This is a genomic window from Streptomyces sp. NBC_01351 (assembly GCF_036237315.1).
Classification (GTDB): domain Bacteria; phylum Actinomycetota; class Actinomycetes; order Streptomycetales; family Streptomycetaceae; genus Streptomyces.
In genome coordinates this window covers 6,601,882-6,620,191 of sequence record NZ_CP108356.1, presented here as the reverse complement: position 1 = coordinate 6,620,191, position 18,310 = coordinate 6,601,882, and the positions used below count along the sequence as shown (strand labels likewise).

Annotated in this window: 21 protein-coding genes; 8 read left to right on the top strand and 13 right to left on the bottom strand. The window is 72.6% G+C overall.

The genetic code is table 11. From position 1 onward, the window contains the following. Nucleotides 1-27: 27 nt before the first annotated feature. Entirely contained in the window at nt 28-195 is a 168-nt protein-coding gene (locus OG625_RS30520; RefSeq protein ID WP_329387428.1) for a hypothetical protein, read from the bottom strand. A gap of 153 nt (nt 196-348) precedes the next feature. Here OG625_RS30520 and OG625_RS30515 point away from each other — a divergent pair, with 153 nt between their 5' ends. After that, a complete protein-coding gene (locus OG625_RS30515) occupies nt 349-1,515 on the top strand; it encodes a type ISP restriction/modification enzyme (RefSeq protein WP_329391115.1) in 1,167 nt (388 codons plus the stop codon). 6 nt (nt 1,516-1,521) lie between these two features. Here the strand turns inward: OG625_RS30515 and OG625_RS30510 are convergent, their stop codons facing one another. Next, nucleotides 1,522-2,250 (bottom strand): TetR/AcrR family transcriptional regulator, encoded by a 729-nt coding sequence (locus OG625_RS30510; protein ID WP_329387426.1) that lies wholly within the window; start codon nt 2,248-2,250, stop codon nt 1,522-1,524. Between the two features lie 74 nt (nt 2,251-2,324). On the opposite strand from OG625_RS30510, the gene OG625_RS30505 reads away from it, so the two are divergent. The 3 genes from OG625_RS30505 (at nt 2,325) to OG625_RS30495 (ending at nt 5,384) form a co-directional block, all read left to right on the top strand. After that, a complete protein-coding gene (locus tag OG625_RS30505; protein WP_329387424.1) occupies nt 2,325-3,314 on the top strand; it encodes an ATP-binding cassette domain-containing protein in 990 nt (329 codons plus the stop codon). Beyond that, on the top strand, nt 3,311-4,099 hold the full coding sequence (locus tag OG625_RS30500; RefSeq protein WP_329387422.1) for an ABC transporter permease: 789 nt from the start codon (nt 3,311-3,313) through the stop codon (nt 4,097-4,099). Before OG625_RS30505 ends, OG625_RS30500 begins: the two co-directional genes overlap by 4 nt. 79 nt (nt 4,100-4,178) lie before the next feature. Continuing rightward, a complete protein-coding gene (locus OG625_RS30495) occupies nt 4,179-5,384 on the top strand; it encodes a CaiB/BaiF CoA transferase family protein (RefSeq protein ID WP_329387420.1) in 1,206 nt (401 codons plus the stop codon). A 113-nt stretch (nt 5,385-5,497) separates the two neighbouring features. Here the strand turns inward: OG625_RS30495 and OG625_RS30490 are convergent, their stop codons facing one another. Further along, entirely contained in the window at nt 5,498-5,767 is a 270-nt protein-coding gene (locus OG625_RS30490) for a hypothetical protein (RefSeq protein WP_329387418.1), read from the bottom strand. Nucleotides 5,768-6,058: 291 nt separating this feature from the next. Here OG625_RS30490 and OG625_RS30485 point away from each other — a divergent pair, with 291 nt between their 5' ends. Beyond that, nucleotides 6,059-7,735 (top strand): serine/threonine-protein kinase, encoded by a 1,677-nt coding sequence (locus OG625_RS30485; protein ID WP_329391113.1) that lies wholly within the window; start codon nt 6,059-6,061, stop codon nt 7,733-7,735. On the opposite strand, the gene OG625_RS30480 is transcribed toward OG625_RS30485, so the two are convergent. After that, complete coding sequence (locus tag OG625_RS30480) at nt 7,705-8,517, bottom strand: SGNH/GDSL hydrolase family protein (RefSeq protein ID WP_329387416.1); 813 nt, start codon at nt 8,515-8,517, stop codon at nt 7,705-7,707. The genes OG625_RS30485 and OG625_RS30480 overlap by 31 nt on opposite strands. A gap of 224 nt (nt 8,518-8,741) precedes the next feature. Between OG625_RS30480 and OG625_RS30475 the strand changes: the two genes are divergently transcribed. Beyond that, nucleotides 8,742-9,836, top strand: coding sequence for a DUF5925 domain-containing protein (locus OG625_RS30475; protein WP_329387415.1), 1,095 nt, complete (start codon nt 8,742-8,744; stop codon nt 9,834-9,836). A gap of 107 nt (nt 9,837-9,943) precedes the next feature. Here the strand turns inward: OG625_RS30475 and OG625_RS30470 are convergent, their stop codons facing one another. Further along, nucleotides 9,944-10,333 carry a GntR family transcriptional regulator gene (locus OG625_RS30470; protein ID WP_329387413.1) on the bottom strand — a complete coding sequence of 130 codons (390 nt, stop codon included), beginning with the start codon at nt 10,331-10,333 and terminating at the stop codon, nt 9,944-9,946. 71 nt (nt 10,334-10,404) lie between these two features. On the opposite strand from OG625_RS30470, the gene OG625_RS30465 reads away from it, so the two are divergent. Together OG625_RS30465 and OG625_RS30460 are read left to right on the top strand one after the other, a co-directional pair. Beyond that, a complete protein-coding gene (locus tag OG625_RS30465; protein WP_329387411.1) occupies nt 10,405-11,346 on the top strand; it encodes a GNAT family N-acetyltransferase in 942 nt (313 codons plus the stop codon). Between the two features lie 2 nt (nt 11,347-11,348). Then, nucleotides 11,349-11,828 carry a DUF402 domain-containing protein gene (locus OG625_RS30460; RefSeq protein ID WP_329387409.1) on the top strand — a complete coding sequence of 160 codons (480 nt, stop codon included), beginning with the start codon at nt 11,349-11,351 and terminating at the stop codon, nt 11,826-11,828. Nucleotides 11,829-11,993: 165 nt separating this feature from the next. Here the strand turns inward: OG625_RS30460 and OG625_RS30455 are convergent, their stop codons facing one another. The 8 genes from OG625_RS30455 to OG625_RS30420 all read right to left on the bottom strand — a co-directional run bounded on the left by OG625_RS30455 (nt 11,994) and on the right by OG625_RS30420 (nt 18,210). Beyond that, nucleotides 11,994-13,175 (bottom strand): site-specific integrase, encoded by a 1,182-nt coding sequence (locus OG625_RS30455; RefSeq protein WP_329387406.1) that lies wholly within the window; start codon nt 13,173-13,175, stop codon nt 11,994-11,996. A 71-nt stretch (nt 13,176-13,246) separates the two neighbouring features. Next, nucleotides 13,247-13,444, bottom strand: a complete 198-nt coding sequence (locus OG625_RS30450; RefSeq protein WP_329391110.1) for an excisionase family DNA-binding protein — start codon at nt 13,442-13,444, stop codon at nt 13,247-13,249. A 333-nt stretch (nt 13,445-13,777) separates the two neighbouring features. After that, nucleotides 13,778-15,316 (bottom strand): YfjI family protein, encoded by a 1,539-nt coding sequence (locus OG625_RS30445; RefSeq protein WP_329387404.1) that lies wholly within the window; start codon nt 15,314-15,316, stop codon nt 13,778-13,780. Between the two features lie 316 nt (nt 15,317-15,632). After that, nucleotides 15,633-16,550, bottom strand: coding sequence for a bifunctional DNA primase/polymerase (locus OG625_RS30440; protein WP_329387403.1), 918 nt, complete (start codon nt 16,548-16,550; stop codon nt 15,633-15,635). Continuing rightward, entirely contained in the window at nt 16,547-17,272 is a 726-nt protein-coding gene (locus OG625_RS30435; RefSeq protein WP_329387401.1) for a DNA methylase, read from the bottom strand. The genes OG625_RS30440 and OG625_RS30435 overlap by 4 nt, the downstream gene beginning before the upstream one ends. Before the next feature lie 77 nt (nt 17,273-17,349). Further along, nucleotides 17,350-17,523, bottom strand: a complete 174-nt coding sequence (locus OG625_RS30430) for a hypothetical protein (RefSeq protein ID WP_329387399.1) — start codon at nt 17,521-17,523, stop codon at nt 17,350-17,352. 8 nt (nt 17,524-17,531) lie between these two features. Beyond that, a complete protein-coding gene (locus tag OG625_RS30425; RefSeq protein ID WP_329387397.1) occupies nt 17,532-17,711 on the bottom strand; it encodes a hypothetical protein in 180 nt (59 codons plus the stop codon). A 10-nt stretch (nt 17,712-17,721) separates the two neighbouring features. After that, on the bottom strand, nt 17,722-18,210 hold the full coding sequence (locus tag OG625_RS30420; protein ID WP_329387395.1) for a hypothetical protein: 489 nt from the start codon (nt 18,208-18,210) through the stop codon (nt 17,722-17,724). Nucleotides 18,211-18,310: the final 100 nt, after the last annotated feature.

Below are 18,310 nucleotides of genomic sequence, written 5' to 3'. Positions count from 1 at the left end.
GAGCCGGGGCGCCGGCGCCGGTGGCCGCTACCGCTTCTCGTCGTCCTCCGCGCCCCGCTCGCCCTCGGCCTGAGAGGGCGTGGTGCGCGTCGTCTTGGGGTGGTGCGTCTGCTTCATCTGGGTCTCGTCCATGTCCTCGTCGAGCCGTTCCCCCTCGGCCTGCGACGGAGTCGAGTATTCGTCGTACTGACTCATGACGTCTCCTCGGTCGGTTCGACGCATGCACGTCATACACCGCATACGCCTACACAAGGAGCGTAGCTCTTCGGCCTGGGCGCAGCCCGGCCGCCGGGCCCCGTCGCTACCATCGGCGGCGTGAGCGAAGACGTAGCGCTGCTGGACGATCTGATGCCCTGGTCCGTGGGCGGCCTGCGCCTGGGCCGGGACTGGGTGGCCGCGCCCGATCCCGCCGCCCTGCGCACCCGCTGGGCGGCCCTGACCGGCGCCGAAGCCGCCGAGCGGGAGCGGCTGTTCCGGCCGAGCCGGCTGCGTACGCCCGCCGCCGGGGCGGCCGCGCTGCCGGGTCAGCGGTCGGCGGCGACGGCCCGTTTCGCGGACGAGCCCGGCCCGTGCCCGGAACCCGTACGGGTGCTCCGCGAGCCCTTCGACGAGCAGTGGCTCCTGCCCGACCAGCGGCTCATCGACTCGGCCCGCCCCGAGCTGTGGCGGGTCCTGGACGAGCACCAGCTGTTCGCCGTCGAGACCCCCGAGCTGCTGGTCAGCGCACACCTCCCGGCCGGCCGGCTCGGGCGGATCCGCCCCCTGCACCGGCGCCCCGGCGGTGCGGAGCCCAATGTCGCCCCGGGCCTGCTGCCCCTGCTCGGCGAGCGCTACGGCGGCTGGGTCACCCCCGAGGACCTGCTGTGCTGGATCCTCGCGGCGGGCCGCCCCGGGCCGCGGGGGTACGAGGTCCCGCTGGCGGCCGACCCCGACCGCTGGCGGGCCGGGCTGGAGCTGGGGCACCGGCTGCTCACCGTCCAGCTGCGCGGGGCGCGCGGCGGCGAGCCGCCCCGGCTGCCGGGCGGGCGCCGGCCGTACGTCCGCTCGGCGGTCGGGGCGTGGCCGCACGAGCTCGCGTACGACGCGGAGAGCGAGACCCTGAGCCTCGGTACGGGCACCGTCTCCCCCGTGCCCGCCGGGGCCTGGGAGTACGAGGCGCAGGGCGTCCGGGTGCTGGAGGCCTGGTTCGCGGCCCGGGTCGCGCACCGCGCTCCGGATGCGGACGGGCTGGCGGCGCTGGGTCCGGCCGAGTGGCCGCAGGCCTGGACCTCGGAGCTGTTGGCGCTGGTGACGACCCTGGCGCTGCTGGCCGGTCTGACCCCGGAGCGGGCGGCCTTCGAGCCGGGGCCCGGCCCGGGCCCCGGCCCCGGCCCCGGCCAGGGCCCTGGCCCCGACCTGTCCGCGGCCGAGCTGCGGGCGGCCGGGGTGCTGCCTCCGCCGCGCTGGGCCCGGCGCCCCGCCTCGGTACTGGACCACCAGGAGGAGGGGCCGGGCGGGCAGTTCGCGCTGCTCTAGCAGGGGTTACGTACCCCACGCCCCCAGCAGCCGGGACACCGACCGGTCGAAGACGGCCGCCATGTCCAGCCCCGCGTCCGGTACGGGCGGGGCGCCGCCCGTGAGGGCCGCCGCCAGCCGCGGGTACTGCCCGGTGGCCAGCCGCGAGCCGATCCAGGCGGCGCGTGCGTCCGCCTCCGCGGCCTCGCTCCAGGGCAGCGAGCGGGCGCGCTCGGCCAGCGCCAGCTCGCCCGCCACGTACGTGGACACCATGCCGTTGACGGCGGCGATGAGCTCCAGCTTCTCGCCGTCCGGCGCGTCCAGCGGAGCCAGGCAGTCCAGGCTGTGCTCCAGGTACGCCAGGGCGTTCGGGCTGAATCCGTGGACGGGGCTGAGCAGCCTCGGCAGCCACGGGTGGCGGTGCATCACCGCCCGCGTCTGGCGGGCCAGCGCGAGCAGGTCGGCCCGCCAGTCGCCGGTCGGCTCCGTGAACGCGTACTCGCCGCTGACCGCATCGACCATCAGCTCGTACAGGTCGTCCTTGCGCGGCACGTAGTTGTACAGGGACATCGTCCCGGCGCCGATCCCGGCGGCGACGCGCCGCATGGAGACGGCCTCGATCCCCTCCGCGTCCGCGACGCGCACCGCTTCGGCGGCGATCGACTCGCGGCTGTGCGCGGGCCGGGGGCCTCGGCCGGCCCGCTGCGGGCGGGACCAGATCACTTCGGGTTCAGCGGGTCGCCCGCCGGTTGTCATCTCTCGGATCACCTCGTCGTCTCGCACACCATCTTAGTTACGTACACCGTACGTAGTGGGGTAGGGTGTCGCACATGACTACTACGTACGCTGTACTTAGTGAGGGTCTGGAGAAGAACTACGGGGAGGTCCACGCCCTGCGCGGCCTCGACCTCGCCGTGCCCGAGGGCGCGGTCTGCGGCCTCCTCGGCCCCAACGGCGCGGGCAAGACCACCGCCGTGCGGATCCTGACCACCCTCACCGCCTCCACCGGCGGCCGCGCCCTCGTCGCCGGCCACGACGTCGCCCGCGAGCCCGCCGCCGTCCGCCGGGCCATCGGCGTCACCGGCCAGTACGCCTCCGTCGACGGGGACCTGACCGGCCGCGAGAACCTCCGGCTCTTCGCCCGCCTCACCGGTCTGCGCGGCTCCGCCGGCCGGTCCCGCGCCGACGAGCTGCTGGAGCGCTTCGGCCTCGACGAGGCCGCGGACCGGGTGGCATCCACCTGGTCCGGCGGGATGCGCAGGCGCCTCGACCTGGCCGCCGGGCTGATCACCCGCCCCCGCGTGCTGTTCCTCGACGAGCCCACCACCGGCCTGGACCCGTCGGCCCGGGAGCGGATCTGGACGGCGGTACGAGAACTCGCCGACGAGGGCACCACGGTGCTGCTCACCACCCAGTACCTGGAGGAGGCCGACCGGCTCGCCGACGACATCGTGGTCGTCGACCGCGGCCGCGCCGTCGCGAACGGCGCCCCCGCCGAACTCAAGGCCCTCATCGGCTCCTACGCCGAGGTCACCGTCGCCGGGCCGCCCGCCCTCTCGGGCGCGGCCGCCGTACTGGACCGGCTCACCGGCGGCCGGCCCGCGCTCGACGAGGAGCGGCTCACCGTCGGGGTGACCGTCCTCGACGCCGGGCTGACCCTGCCGCGGATCATCCGCGAGCTCGACTCCGCCGCGGTGCCCGTCACCGACGCGAGCCTGCGCCCGCCCACCCTCGACGAGGTGTTCCTGCGCCTCACCCGCATCCCCGCGACCCAGAGCGCCCAGAGCACCCAGAGCACCCAGAAGGAGAACGCGGCATGAGCACCCTGCTGTCCGACGGCGGAGCCGTCCTGACCCGGCAACTCCAGAAGGCCCGGCACGCCCCGGCGCTGCTGATCCTCACGCAGACCATGCCGATCACGATGCTGCTGTTCTTCGGCTACGTCTTCGGCAGCGCGATGGCCATGCCCGGCGCCGAGTACCGCGAGTTCCTGGTCCCCGGGCTGCTCGCCGCCACCGCCGCGAGCGGCCTGATGACCGGCATGTTCACGGCCGCGCAGGACGCCCACCGCGGGGTGACCGACCGCTTCCGGACCCTGCCGATGAGCCGCGCCGCCGTCCCGCTCGGACAGACCGCCGCGGACCTCCTCACCACCGCGGCCTCGATGGTGCCGCTGATGCTGGTGGGGCTGGCGATGGGCTGGCGGATCGAGAACGGCCTGCCGGGCGCGCTGGGGGCCTTCGGGGTGCTGCTGCTGTTCCGCTTCGCGACCGCGTGGGCCGGCACGTACCTCGGCCTGCTGAGCAAGAGCGAGGAGGCGGCGGGCCAGCTCGGCAGCGCCACCTTCGTGCTGCCGCTGCTGTCGAGCGCGTACCTGCCGACGGCCGGGCTGCCCGGGTGGCTGCGCACGGTCGCCGAGTGGAACCCGATCAGCGCCGTCGCCACCGCCGTGCGTCACCTGTGCGGGAACGCGGGGGGCGAGGCCGTGGCGGGCGCCGCCTGGCCGGTCGCGCACCCGGTGGCGGGGGCCGTCCTCTGGTCGGTGGTCCTGCTGGCGCTGTTCGTGCCGGCGGCCACGCGCAGGTTCGCACGCGGCCAGGGCTGAGGGGCCGCTCCCGGCCCCGGGGCGAGCGGCTCCACCCGGGAGGGTGACAGATCCCGGTCCGACCGGGTAGGCAGGGCCCATGACCACCGAACCGCTCCCGCTGGACGGCATCACCGTCGTCGCCGTCGAACAGGCCGTCTCGGCCCCCTTCGCCACCCGTCAGCTCGCCGATCTCGGCGCGCGGGTGGTCAAGGTCGAGCGCCCCGACGGCGGCGACTTCGCGCGCGGCTACGACACCACCGCGCACGGTCTCGCCTCGCACTTCGTGTGGGCCAACCGCGGCAAGGAGTCGATCGCGCTCGACCTGAAGGATCCGCGCGGGCTGGAGGTCCTGCACGGGCTGCTCGCCGACGCGGACGTCTTCGTGCAGAACCTCGCGCAGGGAGCCGCCGCCCGGCTCGGGATCGACTCGGCCGCGCTGTGCGCGCGTTACCCGCGGCTGGTTGCCGTGGACGTCTCCGGCTACGGCGCGCAGGGCCCGTACGCCCACAAGCGCGCCTACGACATGCTCGTGCAGTGCGAGGCGGGGCTGGTCTCGGTGACCGGCACCCCGGAACGGCCCGTCAAGGCGGGCATCCCGGCGGCGGACATCGCGGCGGCCATGTACGCCTTCTCGGGAGTGCTCGCGGCCCTGCTGCGCCGCGGGGTCACCGGGCGCGGGGGCAGGGTGGAGGTGTCCATGCTGGACTCGCTCGCCGAGTGGATGGGGCATCCGCTGCACCACACGATGCACGGCGGGGAGCAGCCCGTACGGACCGGACTCGCGCACGCGGTGATCGCGCCCTACGACGCCTACGCGACGGCCGACGGGGACCGGGTGCTGCTGTCGGTGCAGAACGACCGCGAGTGGCGGCGGCTGGCCGGGCAGGTGCTGGAGCGGCCCGAGTTGGCCGAGGACCCGGCGTACGCGACGAACGCGGCGCGCACCGGGAACCGGGAGAAGACCGACGCGGTGGTGGCCGAGGCGCTGGGCCGGCTGGGCGCGGACGAGGCGATCGGGCGACTGGAAGCGGCGGGCATCGCCTGCGCGCGGCTGAACTCGGTGGCCCAGCTCGCCGGGCATCCGCAGCTCGCGGCCCGGGACCGCTGGCGGGAGGTGGGGTCACCGGCCGGTCCGCTGCGGGCCCTGCTGCCGCCGATCGGGCTGCCGGGCGGCGCGGCACCGCACATGGGTGCGGTGCCCGCGCTGGGCGAACACACCGAGGCCCTGCTGCGCGCCCTGGGGATGGCGGACGCTCAGATCACGGAACTGCGCCGGGACGGCGTGGTCGGCGGGATCGCGTAGGAGCTCGTGAAGGTGCTCGCGTCGAGCAGGCCCGGGTGGGGCGTGCTCGCGTAGGGCCGGGAAGCCGGAGGCCGGGACGACGAACGGCTGCGGTGCGGGGACGGTGGGGGCAGTTACGAGCGGCGGCTGCCGAAGAGCGTGCGACGCAGGCGGCGCAGCGGCGCGAAGAGCGAGACGCGCGCGCTCCGGCTCCGCAGGCGGTGCGTGTGGTCGCGGGAGGTGAGCTCGCGCATCAGCATCGTCGCCTCGGCGGTCTCCCGGTGCGGGACGGCGGGACCGCCCAGCACGGCGAGATGGCGGTCGAGGCGCGAGCTGGTCGCGCTGCTGCCGCAGGTGATGGCAGGCACGCGTGGCGGCCTGCTGCGCATTGCTATCTGTTCCATGATCTCTCCCCACCCGTACGAGGGCACCCGGCCCGGGCAGGTTAACCCTATCGCCCCCGCGTCGCCCCCGGGTATCCCGGTGGTGTGAATTACCCCTGTGGCGACAGGGAGTTGACGATTACTCAGCGGAGTCGACCGTCACTCTCCGCACCGGCGGGCGGGGTTGGGGGCGGTCCACCGCGAGTCACGTCACGACAGGGGCCACTTCGCACGCTCTGCGCTAACTTGGAGTGATCGCCCGATGACGCATGGGAGGCTCGCGTGAGTGGGAACGTGGGTGAATTGGGTGACGTGAGTGGCGAATCGAACTCCGATCGTGTCATCTCCGGCCGGTACCGCCTCCTGGAACCCATCGGCCGCGGCGGGATGGGCATCGTCTGGCGGGCCCGGGACGAGGTGCTGGCACGCGACGTCGCCGTCAAGGAGGTACGGGCCCCCGCCTGGATGGAGGCCGCCGAACTCGCCCGGATGTACCGGCGCCTGGAGCGGGAGGCCTGGGCCGCCGCCCGCGTCTCGCACCGCGGGGTCGTGACCGTATACGACGTGGCCACCGAGGACGGCCGGCCCTGGATCGTGATGGAGCTGGTGCGGGGCCTCTCGCTGGCCGACGTACTGGAGGCCGAGGGGACGGTGCCCCCGCAGCGCGCCGCGCACATCGGGGAGCAGGTGCTGGCCGCGCTGCGATCCGCACACGAGGCGGGGGTGCTCCACCGGGACGTCAAGCCGGGCAACGTGCTGATCGCCAATGACGGGCGGGTGGTGCTGAGCGACTTCGGGATCGCCGGCCTGGAGGGTTCCTCGGCGATCACGATGACGGGCGAGGTGGTCGGCTCCCCCGAGTTCCTGGCCCCGGAGCGGGCGCTCGGGCGCGATGCGGGCCCCGAGTCGGACCTGTGGTCGCTCGGAGTCATGCTGTACGCGGTCGTCGAGGGCTCCTCCCCCTTCCGCGGCGAGACCCCGCTGGACACCCTGCGGGCGGTGGTGGACGGGGAGTTGCCGCCGCCGCGCCGGGCCGGGCCGCTGGAGCCCGTACTGGAGGGGCTGCTGCGCAAGGACCCGGCCGCCAGGCTGTCCGCGGCGGAGGCGGCCCGGATGCTGCGGGTGGTGGGCGCGGGCGGGACCGTACGGGCCCCGGGCGGGCCGGTGTCGGGGCCGGACTCGCCGACGGCCGTCGTGCACCACCACCACGGCCCCGAAGACCGGCCGCGGCAGCCGCACCAGCCGTTGCCGCACCAGCCGTTGCCGGAGCCGCCGCCGGATGCGGAGCCCGATCGGCGGGGCGGGGCCGGGGCGGTGCTGACCGTCGGCATCCTCGTGCTGCTGGCGGCGCTGGCCCTGCTGGGGTCGCTGCTGCTGAAGGAGCGCGGGGGTTCGGGCGGTGGCGGCGGGGGCATGAGCCCGACGGGTTCGGCGACCACCGCGCAGGCCGTCACGGCGACGCCCTCGACGGGGCCGTCCGCATCGGGGTCCGGGCCGGCGTCGCCGTCGGGCGCGGGCGGCCGGCACGTGGTCGCGTACGTGGACACCGTGCGCTCCGCCTACACCGGCCCCTGCCCGCCGCCCGGGGAGCGGGCGCCCGCCTTCACCGCGACGGTCGAGGTGGAGCGCACCCCGGTGACGCTGGAGTACCGGTGGGCGACGCGGAGCGGGCAGAGCTCCGGCCCCGGCTGGCAGTCCGTCACGTACGAGGAGGGCGGGCCGAGGAGCCGGCGGCTGGAGCACACCGAGCTCACTCACGTTCCGGACACGGAGCGGGAGGACGCGGTGCGACTGGAGGTGCGGGGGCCGGCGGAGGTGGCCACGCAGTGGGTGGACATCTCCGTGACCTGCGAGGAGGAGAAGACCCCGACGAGCGGGGCCCCCTCCCCCAGTGCGAGCCCGTCGCCTGCGTCACCGACTCCGAAGCCGACGCCGACGGCGAGCCCTCGGGCCGCGGATCAGGCCGCGTTGGTGAAGACGGGCAGGTAGCCGCTGGACTGTCCGGCGGCGGTCGGGTGGTACGACTCGGCGATGTTCAGCCAGTTGACGCTGTGCAGCCACGCGCTGCCCGAGCAGATCTCGTGGCCCGTGAAGGCTCCGGCGACCGAGGCGAAGGTGAAGCCGTGGTCGGCGGCGCGTTTGGCGATGGCGGCGTTGAGGTAGTCGGCCGCGCCGTTGATGGCGGAGCGTTCGCCCTCGCTCAGGCCGGTGGTGCAGGTGCCGTTCAGCTTGTAGAACCGGGGGTAGCCGAGGACGACGACGTGCGCGGAGGGCGCCCGTCCGTTGATGGCGTTGTAGACCTGGTCGAGCTGGCCGGGGAGGGTGGAGTCCACGTACGCCTTGGCCTGGTTGACGCGGGCGACGCAGGTGGCCTCGGACTGCAGCACACAGGTCGTCATGACGTCGGAGAATCCGGCGTCGTTGCCGCCGATGGTGATGCTGACCAGGTCGGTGCCGGAGTTGAGCGGGGCGAGCTGGCCGGACAGGACGTCGCCCGTGCGGGCGCCGGAGCAGGCGGCGAAGGAGAAGGTCTGCGGGGCGTGGGCAGCGGCCCAGAGAGCCGGGTAGGCGCGGGTGGTGCGCTTGCAGTTGCCGCTCGCGCTGTCGTAGTTGCCGGCGCCGAGACCGGAGGAGTACGAGTCGCCGAGGGCGACGTAGCCGAAGTCGGCCTGGGCGGCGGCGGCCGCCTGGCCCGCGCCGAACAGGGCGGCGCCCGCCGCGAGTAACAGCGAGGACGTCAAGGCGGCGAAACGCGTCATTCTCTTGCTCATGGGGGTGCGGCTCCTTGTGGGGGTTACCCCGGGGTTACTCCGGAGTTACTGCTGAGTCCGTGGTACAAGGAGCCGGGGCCTGCTGGAAGTGTTCATGCCAAGAATTTTCCGGGCAGAGTTACGGGCCGAATCTTCACCTCCGATGCGTTTGAAGAGGGAACTTGGGCACCCGAACCGGGGAAACACGGGTGCACGAGGGCACGGCGTGCCGGATCATGGGCGCCATGCCAGCCAACCCGCATGACGCGCTGCCGATCCGGCTCAATGTCGACGACAGCGATTCGCCGTCGGATGTCGTGGACGCGTTGTTCCTCGGCCGGTTCGCGTCCGGCGAACAGCCGTACTCGCACAGCCTGTCGATCGAGCGGGTGAAGGCGGAGGCCACCCTGATGCCGCCCGGCGCCGCCGTCCTGCGCTCGGCACGCGACAGCGACCGCAGCGCCACGCTCGCGGAGGGCGAGGGCTGGACCCTGCTCGTCTCCCGCTGGAGCCGGGGCGCGGACGTCACCGTGACGGCGGTCAGCGACGAACTCGCGCAGAGCGTGCTGGTCGAGGCCACGGAGGGCGCCCAGGACGAGCCCGAACCGCAGCCGGAGAACGTGACGATGGGCTTCTGGTACGTGTCCCCGCGCCGGGGCCCGTACCGGACGACCCGCCAGATCGCCGCCGGGACCTGGGCGGAGGTGCGGCCGAACTACACGGCGCCGGTGGCGGGTGCCCTGGACCGGCTGATGAAGGTGACCCCGGACGACATCGCGGGCCGGCTGCTGCTGCTCCACGGGCCGCCGGGGACGGGCAAGACCTCGGCGCTGCGCACCCTCGCCCGGTCCTGGCGGGACTGGTGCCAGGTGGACTGCGTACTGGACCCGGAGCGGCTGTTCAACGACGTCGGCTACCTGATGGACATCGCGATCGGGGAGGACGAGGGCACCGCGAAGGGCCGTTGGCGGCTGCTGCTGCTGGAGGACTGCGACGAGCTGATCCGCGGCGAGGCCCGGCACACGGCCGGGCAGGCCCTGTCCCGGCTGCTGAACCTGACGGACGGGCTGCTGGGGCAGGGCCGCAACGTCCTGGTCGGCGTCACCACCAACGAGGACCTCGAACGCCTCCACCCGGCGGTGGTCCGCCCGGGCCGCTGCCTGGCCCGCATCGAGGTCGGCCGGCTGACCCACCACGAGGCGGTGGACTGGCTGGGCACCGACGAGGGCGTGTCCCGCGAGGGGGCGAGCCTGGCGGAACTCTTCGCCCTGCGGCGCGGGACGGGCCCCGCCTCGATCCTGCCGCCACAGACCCGCTCGGAGGCAGGCCTGTACCTCTAGCCTCCGGCGGTGCGGGACCCCCCAGCCTCGCCGGCGTTTGAGGCGCGGGGTCTGGGGCGGAGCCCCAGCAGGCGGCCCGCAGGCAGACCGCTCCCGGCCCGCCGGGGCTACCGCGCGGCGTACCGGGCCCGGAGGGCTTCGGCGGCGGCCGACACGGCCTCGGCTTCGGTCAGCCCCAGCCGGTGCACCCGTTCCGCAAAGGCCTGCGCCGCGGACGCGGCCTCGCGGGAGGCGCCCTCCCCCGCCGCCGCGACGAACGTCCCGTTCCGCCCCCGCGTCTCGATCACCCCGTCCGCCTCCAGCGCCCGGTACGCCTTCGCGACGGTGTTCGCGGCCAGCCCCAGCTCCTCCGCCAGCCCCCGCACGGTCGGCAGTTTGAAGCCCGCCGGCAGTTTCCCGGACCGGGCCCGGTCGGCGATCTGCGCGCGCAGCTGTTCGTACGGGGCGGCCGAGCCGGTCCGGCCGTCGATGGTGATCTTCAGGTTCGTCGAGGTCACGGGGGTGATTGTCTCCCATCGCCGGTTAATTGGGGGGCGCCCGGCCCCGGCCCGCGCGTAGCGTCGGCCGCATGACCGTTGTGATCCGTGACCTCCGCCCCGGTGACCCCGAGGACGGGGAGTCCGTCGTACGGGTACGCCGGCGCGCGCTGCCCTTCCTGCTGCACACCGCCGAGGGCGTGGCCTTCGAGCTCGCCTCCGCCCACCCCGCCCAGCGGTACCGCATCCTGGTCGCCGAGACCGCCGGCGGCCACGTCGTCGGCGCCGCCCAGGTCGGCATCGCCCACGACAGCCCCGAGCCCGGCCAGTCGAAGGTCAACCTCTACGTCGACCCCGCCCACCGCGGTATCGGCGCAGGCAGCCTGCTGCTGCGCACGGCCGAGGAGTACCTCGCCGCCCAGGGCGCGGTGGAGACGTACTCCTGGGTGCTGGAGGAGCCCGCCTCCCGCGCCTTCGCCGAGCGCCGCGGCTACCGTCCCAGCCGCTCCGCACACTTCCTGGGCCTGGACCTGGCGACGGCCGCCCTGCCGCCGGTCCCGGACGTCCTCCCGCCCGGGGTCGAGGTCCGCCCGGCATCCGCTTTCGCCGCGGACCCGCGTCCGCTCTTCCTCGCCGACGCGGAGACCACGTCCGACGAGCCGAGCGACGTGGGCGTCGAGTTCGACGACTACGAGGAGTGGCTCGGGCACACCTGGAACAACCCGGCGCTCGACAAGGAGCTGACCACCGTCCTCCTGGTCGACGGTGCGGTGGCCGCCTTCACCGCCGCCCACACCGACGGCGCCACCCGCTACTCCTCCGGCATGACCGGCACCCTCCGGGCCTTCCGCGGCCGCGGGCTGGCTAGGCTCGCCAAGATCATCTCGCTGCACCGGGCCCGCGCGGCCGGGTACACGGAGGCGATCACCGGCAACGACGCCGGCAACTCCCCGATGCTCGCCGTCAACAGGCGGCTCGGCTACGAGATCCGCGCGACCGAGACGCGCTACGCGAAGAAATTGGAGACAGTGTGAACGTGCAGGAGCTGACCGTTGCCCTGGTCAAGGCCGGGCGCCTGAAGATCCGCTACCCGGCCGCGCAGGTGGCAGACGACGGCGACCGGATCTCCGTACGCGCCCCCTGGGCGGCCGAGGGCGTACGCGACTTCGGCTTCGTGCGCTTCGAGCCGGGCGACGTGTTCGTCGAGCACTTCTGGCGCACCCGCTGGTACGCGGTCAAGGAGGTGTGGACCGGCGACGGCGTCCTCAAGGGCTGGTACTGCGACGTCACGCGCCCGGCGGTGGTGCGCGACGGGGAGATCACGGTGGAGGACCTGGACCTGGACCTGTGGGTCTCGGCGGACGGGAGCTCCGTACTGCGCCTGGACGAGGACGAGTTCGCCGAGAGCGGCTTGGCCACCACCGACCCGGAGGCGGCGGCCGAGGCGCTCCGAGCCCTGGACGCCCTGGACCACCAGGCCCGCACCCCGGCCGGCCTGCCCGCGCTCCTGGCCTAGCGGCGGCGCCCGGGCGGCTGAAAGCCCCGTTCCTGAGCGCCTTCTTACCCCTGCCTTAAGCGGACCCTAGGACTCAACGGGCCACGCCACCGGCATCCATGCAGGTCAAGAGGGCCCACGGCGGCCCGGTTTGGCTCTAGGGAGCCAAACCGGGAGCCACGGGGCCTACGTTGGGTCGTCGGCCGCGCCCCCGTCACTGAAGATCTCGTCCATGGCTTCAGCCCCGGCCTCAATGACCGGGCGCAGCTGCTTCCGGTAGACCCTCTCGGTGGTGTTGCTGCCGCTGTGCCCAACCAACCGCGCGATGTCTTCGATGCGGAGGCCGTGGTCAGACAGCAGAGACACGAAGCTGGTGCGCAGTTCCCGAGTGGTCCAGCTCTCTGGGTGAGGTAGCCCGGCCTCCTTGAGGAGACCTCGGAAGTTCCGACGGACATCCAGTGCGGTACGCAGGTCCCCGCTCGCATTCGGAAAGACAAGGCCTTCGGCGTTCCACGGCCGGCCGGCGGCTTTGAGCGCCGCTTGCTGCTGGTCGCGGTGTGCCTTCATGACCACGGCCACGTACTTCGGCATTGCCAAGGAGCGCCGGCTCTTGTGCGTCTTCATGTCCCCATGGCGTCGGACGGACCGCCAGACCTGCACGTGCGGCTTCTCGTCGCCACGGACATCCAGCCTCACGTGCTGCCAGGTCAACGGCCGTGTCTCTTCCGGTCGGGTGCCGACCAGCAGTGCCAACACCACATAGGCATGGATCCACGAACCTGCCTGTGCACGGAGGACACTCTCGGCCTGGCCAAGCGAGAGCGACTTGCTGGGCCTCCCAGGCCTCCCCTCCGGTGCCACCACAAAGTCAGCAACGTTGCGTACAGCCCGCCCGCGTCGCTGGGCATGGCTGATCGACCGTCGGAGGACCGAAAGCAGCAGTTGAAGTGACGTCGTGGCCAGGAGCTCCGCTCGCCCCTCCAGCCACGCGTCGACCTCGTCCGCCTCCAACGACCGCAGCTTCGCTTTCCCCAGCCTGGGAGTGATATGGGTACGGGCCAGACTGCGGTAGGTGTCGACACTGCCTTCCGCCTTGCCTCTCAGCCCTTGCGCAAGCCAGTCATCCACTGCCTGACCAACTGTGTAGTGAGCGAGGGTCTTGGAGCCCTGCTCCAACTCCTTCTTGAGATCCCGCAGCTTCCGCCGAACCTCCGTCTTCGTGGCCCCCGAGACCTTGGCTCTGTTCCTCTTGCCTGCCGCGGTGAAGCCCAAGGACACGGCGCCGACGTAGCGGTTCTTGGACTTGTCCCAGTAAATGGAGTCTTCACCGTTCGCTGCCTTACGGGCTGGTGCCCGCTCCTCTTCCATCTGGCACCTTTCATGCATGCGAGCGGGGCCGCACCGACGTGGGTGCGGCCCCGCTGCTAGGTCAGGCACTACTACGCGGCCTTCTGGGCCTCACACTTGAGGAGTTCGACGTACTCGTCGACGTACTCAGTGGGTACGAGCCGTCGCCTGCCGACGCGCACGGTGCGCAGGCGGCCGAGTCGAATCTCCTCGAAGGCCGTGGATCTGCCCACGTTGAGGAGTTCTGCTGCTTCCTCCACGCTGTGCAGCCGCCTCTCGGGTACGACCATCAGTGCCACGTGAGGACGTTCCTTCCGTTCCGTGGATCACCAGCTACGGGTAGCAGCCCATGCCGGATGGGCTGGAATCGCTGACAGAACTGACAGAACCTCCCCGCATGGCCCCTGACCTGCCAGTTCGCCGCTCTCGCGATCTCTGACAGAACTGAATTAAAACTCGACAGAACCTCCCGGTCGGGGGTTCTGTCACAGCCCCCTCGGCTGGGCGGGGAGTTCTGTCGAGTTAAAACTAGGTTCTGTCACGATCGCGATCACGACTGTTTGCGCAGGTCAGGGTGTTAGTTGAGGAGTTCTGTCAGTTCTGTCAGCGGGTTGGGGGTTGTGTCAGATGCCCCGGCTGATGCGGGGGTGGGTCTCGAAGCGGGGGGAGGGCGGCCGGCCGCCGCGACCGGTGCGCGGGGGCGGGGGCTGCTGGCGGATCCAGCCGTGCTCTTCGAGGAGGGTCAGAGCGGGGTCGAGGTCGGCGATGGCGGGGAAGTCCGAGCGGGGCAGAGCCCGGAAGAGGTCGCGCTTGGAGAACGTGCCGGGTGCGGTGGTCTGGAGGTGGGTCAGGACGGTGTGGGCGGCGTGGTGGGCGGGGTCCGCGCTCATGGCGTCGAAGACGTCGAGTGCGTGGGCGGTGAAGTAGTCGCCGATCTCAGTGGCAGCGGCCAGGGTCGCGGCCTCGATCGGCCGGTGCCATCCGTCTTCGGGGTAGTTGGCCAGGTGCAGGAGGGCGGCAATGCGGGCAACAGCCCCGTCGCGCTTGGACGCCCACTTCACGATGGACGCGAGTGTGCCGCCCTTGCCGAGTCGGGACTCGGTCACCGTCTGGTAGGCAAGCATCACCCCGTCGGCTTCCGGGGTGAGGGTGAGGATCGCGGGTTCAAGCCATCCGGCGAGAGCGAGCGTGATCCCGCCGAGCCTGCGCGCGTACTCCGCGGCTGTCTGCTCGTCCAGGAGGGCGGGCTTCAGGTTCCGACTGCCGACCAGGGAGAGAGGCTTGGAGTACAGGAATCGGGCGAGGAGTCCGCGGCCGTCGGCTCCGTCGATCTGGGCGAGGGAGTCGAGGGCTTCGGGCTGGATGGCGAGGCCTACGGTGACGGCGGGGTCATCGACGTGCTGGGCGCCGCGACTCTGCCGGTTGACGCGGAGCATGTCTCCGGCGTGGCCCTTGAGGAACATGCCCATGTTGGGCTTGCCGCTGTAGCGGCCGGCGATGATGTCGAACAGCTCGCCCTCGGCGGACAGGCAGGCGATGCGGCCGTTCTGCTCGTCCAGGAGCGTCCCGATCGTCTCGGGGGTCGCGTCGTCAGCGACGAGCTGCGGGACGGCCGGGACGCGCATCTTGGCCGCCTCTTGCGCGAGGGCCACGGCCTGGGCAGTGAGCGCGTCCTTCATGCCAGGCTCGGCGGCCGCGGCCTTCTGCGTGGCCCGCTCGGCCGCGGACTTGGCGAGAGCCATCCTGGTCTCAGCCTCCGCCATCACCGGACCGGCCAGCTCCACGAGCGCGGTCTCCGCAGCCAGCAGGGGGCGGACCATGAGGCCGAAGACGGCGGACTTGCGGTTGCCGGGGTCCAGAGCGATCGCGGTGAAGATGTTGACCGGCTCGCTCCAGTTCCCGCGCACACAGACCTGCACCCGACCACCGGCCGCCGTGGACATGACCGCCAGGGCCAGGCATCCGGCGAGGTCGACGGGCGTCTGCGTCTCCTCCGCAACTCCCATCGCCATGTCCCTCAGCCAGACGGGCAGGGCGTGGACGGGGAAGATCGGCAGGACGGGGCGGGCCCTGACGGGAACGGGTTCGTCCCATGCGGGCCCGGTGATGTCCTGCGGGTCGAGGGCCTCGAAGCCCTCCCACAGATCGGTCTCGGCGCTCATGCGGCCTTCCTCCCTTCCTGATTCGTGTTGAGCAGCGGGCAAACGCTGCGGTGCTCGTTGTGGGCTCCGACGACCTGGAGCACTCCGGGGCGGCCGATCGCGGTCCGCTCGTACCCGCACTGGCACCAGGACCGCGCCCGGACCGGGTCGCCGTATGAGGGCGGGGCAACGATGTGGAGCCAGGCCACGGGGCGGCGTCCGTCGTCCACGCGCGGTGCAGGGCGAAGGGATGAAAGGACGCCTTCGGCGACGACTTTCGGCGCGCTACTGCCGCCGGCGGCGAGGGCCGGTTTGGCGGGGCTGGTCTGGTGTGGGGTCATCGGGTGCCTGCCAGGGCGTTGCGGGTGCTGCGGCGGATGCCGTCGCGGATGCTGGACGCGGTCCGGGATTCGGTCAGGCCCTTGGCGAGGGCGGCTTCGGTGAGCCGGTCGGTGACCTCCTGCTCAGACAGCGTCCCCGCGGCGACCAAGCGGCCGAGGGCGTACGCGGCCCGGTACAGGGTCAAGTTGTGCTCGCCATCGGGAGCAGCGGCGAGCTTGGCCAGCTCGCCGTCGAGGGCGGCAGTGGCGTACCGGTCCGCCCGGCCGATTCGGGCCCGGACCGTGGACACGGAGAGCGGGGCGGGTGCGGGCGGCGGGGTGAGACGGTCAGAGAGCCACGTGGGGAGGGGGATCGGGTCCACCGCGTTGATGACCTTGTACGGCCGGCGGTGCACCACGCTGCCAGGGGCCACCACGTACCCGCCCCAGGCTCGCGTATCGACCTTCCAGCCCAGACGCCCTGCGCTCCCACGTAGCCGCTTTCCCTCAGGGGAGGTGAAGTACAGGTGCAGTCCGCCGCGCCCGGTCCGCACCGTGAACGTGTCGGCAGGTACGGGATGCCCGGCACGCTCGCAGACAGCCATGAACACCTCGATCCCGTCGCGGAACCCCGCCCACTCGGCCGGCGGCGCCTTGTCGGTGGGCTTGGGCAGGTCCAGATCGACCACGACCAACCCGGCCGGGCCGGTGGCCAGGCCGACGTTGTACGGCTTCTGCGACCAGCAAGCCGCGATCCGCGCGCGGTTGGTCGTGGCCCGTTGCTCGGGGGTCACGTGACCGCCCGCGCAGCGCCCGGCGGCCGGGCAGTGCTCCTCGGAATGCCCGGCCGGCCGCTTGTCCCCGGGGCGGAGCGGGAACACAGGCCAGCCCCGAGCGGAGGCCATAAGAGCAGCCGCCAACAGTTCCCCGCTCATGCGGCCACTGCCCCGGTGAGGGTGTGGGCGAGGAGGGCGCGGCCGAGCCATTCGCTGTAGGCGGGCGGGATGGCCTCGGTGAGCTCTTCGCGGATGTCGGTCCAGGTGATGCCCATGGCCTGCTGCATCTCGGGGACGCTGGCCTTGCCGCCACCGTCGCCGTAGGCGGCGACGTACGGACCGTCCCGGTAGACGCCGTGGCGCCATCCGCGCACATAGCCGCGGTGCGGGATGTGCCGGGGCTTCTGGGCGGTCCAGCCGCCGAGTTCGAAGTTGCGGTGGCGGAGCACGCCGAGTCCGAACATCTCGCCGCAGAGGCTGACGTCCTTTCGGACGTCGGCTTTCCCGTCGGGCTGCTCGATCACGTACGGCAGGCCGGACGCGTCGAGGAGTTCCCGGGTGGGGGCGATCAGGTCCTCGTGGGTGCCGCCCCAGCCCATGGCCAGGTTGGTGCCGACCGTCAGGGCGCACTTGCCCTGGCACGGCGGGGAGGCATGGATCGCCGAGTAAGCGCTGATCTCCCCGGAGGCGATCAACTCGGCGAGGACAGTGAGGGCGTTGCCCTGCCGGAAGGTGAAGGGGTAGTTGGGGCGCGGGCAGATGTCGACGCCGGTCACGGCGAACCCGGCCCGCTCGTATCCCTTACCGGCGCCGCCGGCGCAGCAGTACAGGTCCAGCAGGCGAGGCCGGGGCCCTCGCCGGATGTGGATGGTGTGGGTCATGCTGAATGTCTCCAGTTCTTGAGGGTTCTGGAAGAGGGCGGCCCGGACTTTGGCGAGAGCGGGCCGCCCTCGTCGTGTCAGTGGGGGTTGGGCTCGGGCTCGGCGTCGTGGTGGTCGGCTGGGTGGCTGTCGTGGGCCCACCAGCCACCGGTCGGACAGCTGATCCAGTCGATGGCTCCGCGGCAGTGGAGGCAGTGGGCTGTCTCGACGGCGGGCTGGTCGTCGCCTTCAAAGGCGAGAACACCGAACATGTCGCTCCTCAGTGGCGGGTGTGGTCGGTGGCGAGGTCGGTGAGGCGCTTGGCCTCGTCGGGGATGACGTGGCGGTAGCGGACGCTGACGGTGCACCCGGGGTGGGGGCAGCGGACGGTGTGCTTGCCGGTGAGGAGGGCGACCGCGTCGGAGACGCGGTCGGCAATGGGCGGTCGGGGCTGGTTCACCGGGGCCCTTTCAGCGGTTGTTGACGGTGCCGGAGGCGCGGCCGAACATCCCGGACGCGCTGATGTTCTGGGTGATGTGCTGGACCGGCGCCGAGCGGTTCCCGGCCTTGCGGGTGGTCCGCAGGAGGGCGGGGGCGATGACGCCGGCGGCGATGAGGGCGATGGCGGCCCAGAGTGCTTCGGTCATGGCGATCAGTCCCGGGGCGGCGTAGGAGATCCCGAAACCGGCCGCGGCCACGCCCCCGCCGATCGTCGGGGCGAGGAGCGCTGTCGTCTTGGCCCACGCCGGTATCGGCTGCGCCGCGACCGTCGCGGCCGGGGCGGCGGGGGGCTGGGTGTAGGCGAGGGTGCGGATCCCACCGGGGAGGATGACCATCTCGACTCCCGGGGGGAGTTCGGCGGGCAGCATCAGCGGCTGCTGAACGGCGGTGGGGTAGAGGACCGGGTCGCCGTACCGGGTGGCGGGGGTGGTGCTCGCGGTCGTGTGCTCATAGGGCATTGCAGGCTCCTGGACGCGGTACGGGCGGCCCCTTGGTGGTGGAGCCGCCCGCTGTGGGTGGTCGCTCTGCGTGTGCGCGGTTACTGCCTACTGCCTACTG

Excerpts from the sequence above, each read along its gene's own strand:
- OG625_RS30520 (WP_329387428.1), bottom strand. The coding sequence starts at position 195 with ATGAGTCAGTACGACGAATACTCGACTCCGTCGCAGGCCGAGGGGGAA.
- OG625_RS30515 (WP_329391115.1), top strand. The coding sequence starts at position 349 with ATGCCCTGGTCCGTGGGCGGCCTGCGCCTGGGCCGGGACTGGGTGGCC.
- OG625_RS30510 (WP_329387426.1), bottom strand. The coding sequence starts at position 2,250 with ATGACAACCGGCGGGCGACCCGCTGAACCCGAAGTGATCTGGTCCCGC.
- OG625_RS30505 (WP_329387424.1), top strand. The coding sequence starts at position 2,325 with ATGACTACTACGTACGCTGTACTTAGTGAGGGTCTGGAGAAGAACTAC.
- OG625_RS30500 (WP_329387422.1), top strand. The coding sequence starts at position 3,311 with ATGAGCACCCTGCTGTCCGACGGCGGAGCCGTCCTGACCCGGCAACTC.
- OG625_RS30495 (WP_329387420.1), top strand. The coding sequence starts at position 4,179 with ATGACCACCGAACCGCTCCCGCTGGACGGCATCACCGTCGTCGCCGTC.
- OG625_RS30490 (WP_329387418.1), bottom strand. The coding sequence starts at position 5,767 with ATGGAACAGATAGCAATGCGCAGCAGGCCGCCACGCGTGCCTGCCATC.
- OG625_RS30480 (WP_329387416.1), bottom strand. The coding sequence starts at position 8,517 with ATGAGCAAGAGAATGACGCGTTTCGCCGCCTTGACGTCCTCGCTGTTA.
- OG625_RS30475 (WP_329387415.1), top strand. The coding sequence starts at position 8,742 with ATGCCAGCCAACCCGCATGACGCGCTGCCGATCCGGCTCAATGTCGAC.
- OG625_RS30465 (WP_329387411.1), top strand. The coding sequence starts at position 10,405 with ATGACCGTTGTGATCCGTGACCTCCGCCCCGGTGACCCCGAGGACGGG.
- OG625_RS30455 (WP_329387406.1), bottom strand. The coding sequence starts at position 13,175 with ATGGAAGAGGAGCGGGCACCAGCCCGTAAGGCAGCGAACGGTGAAGAC.
- OG625_RS30450 (WP_329391110.1), bottom strand. The coding sequence starts at position 13,444 with ATGGTCGTACCCGAGAGGCGGCTGCACAGCGTGGAGGAAGCAGCAGAA.
- OG625_RS30445 (WP_329387404.1), bottom strand. The coding sequence starts at position 15,316 with ATGAGCGCCGAGACCGATCTGTGGGAGGGCTTCGAGGCCCTCGACCCG.
- OG625_RS30440 (WP_329387403.1), bottom strand. The coding sequence starts at position 16,550 with ATGAGCGGGGAACTGTTGGCGGCTGCTCTTATGGCCTCCGCTCGGGGC.
- OG625_RS30435 (WP_329387401.1), bottom strand. The coding sequence starts at position 17,272 with ATGACCCACACCATCCACATCCGGCGAGGGCCCCGGCCTCGCCTGCTG.
- OG625_RS30430 (WP_329387399.1), bottom strand. The coding sequence starts at position 17,523 with ATGTTCGGTGTTCTCGCCTTTGAAGGCGACGACCAGCCCGCCGTCGAG.
- OG625_RS30420 (WP_329387395.1), bottom strand. The coding sequence starts at position 18,210 with ATGCCCTATGAGCACACGACCGCGAGCACCACCCCCGCCACCCGGTAC.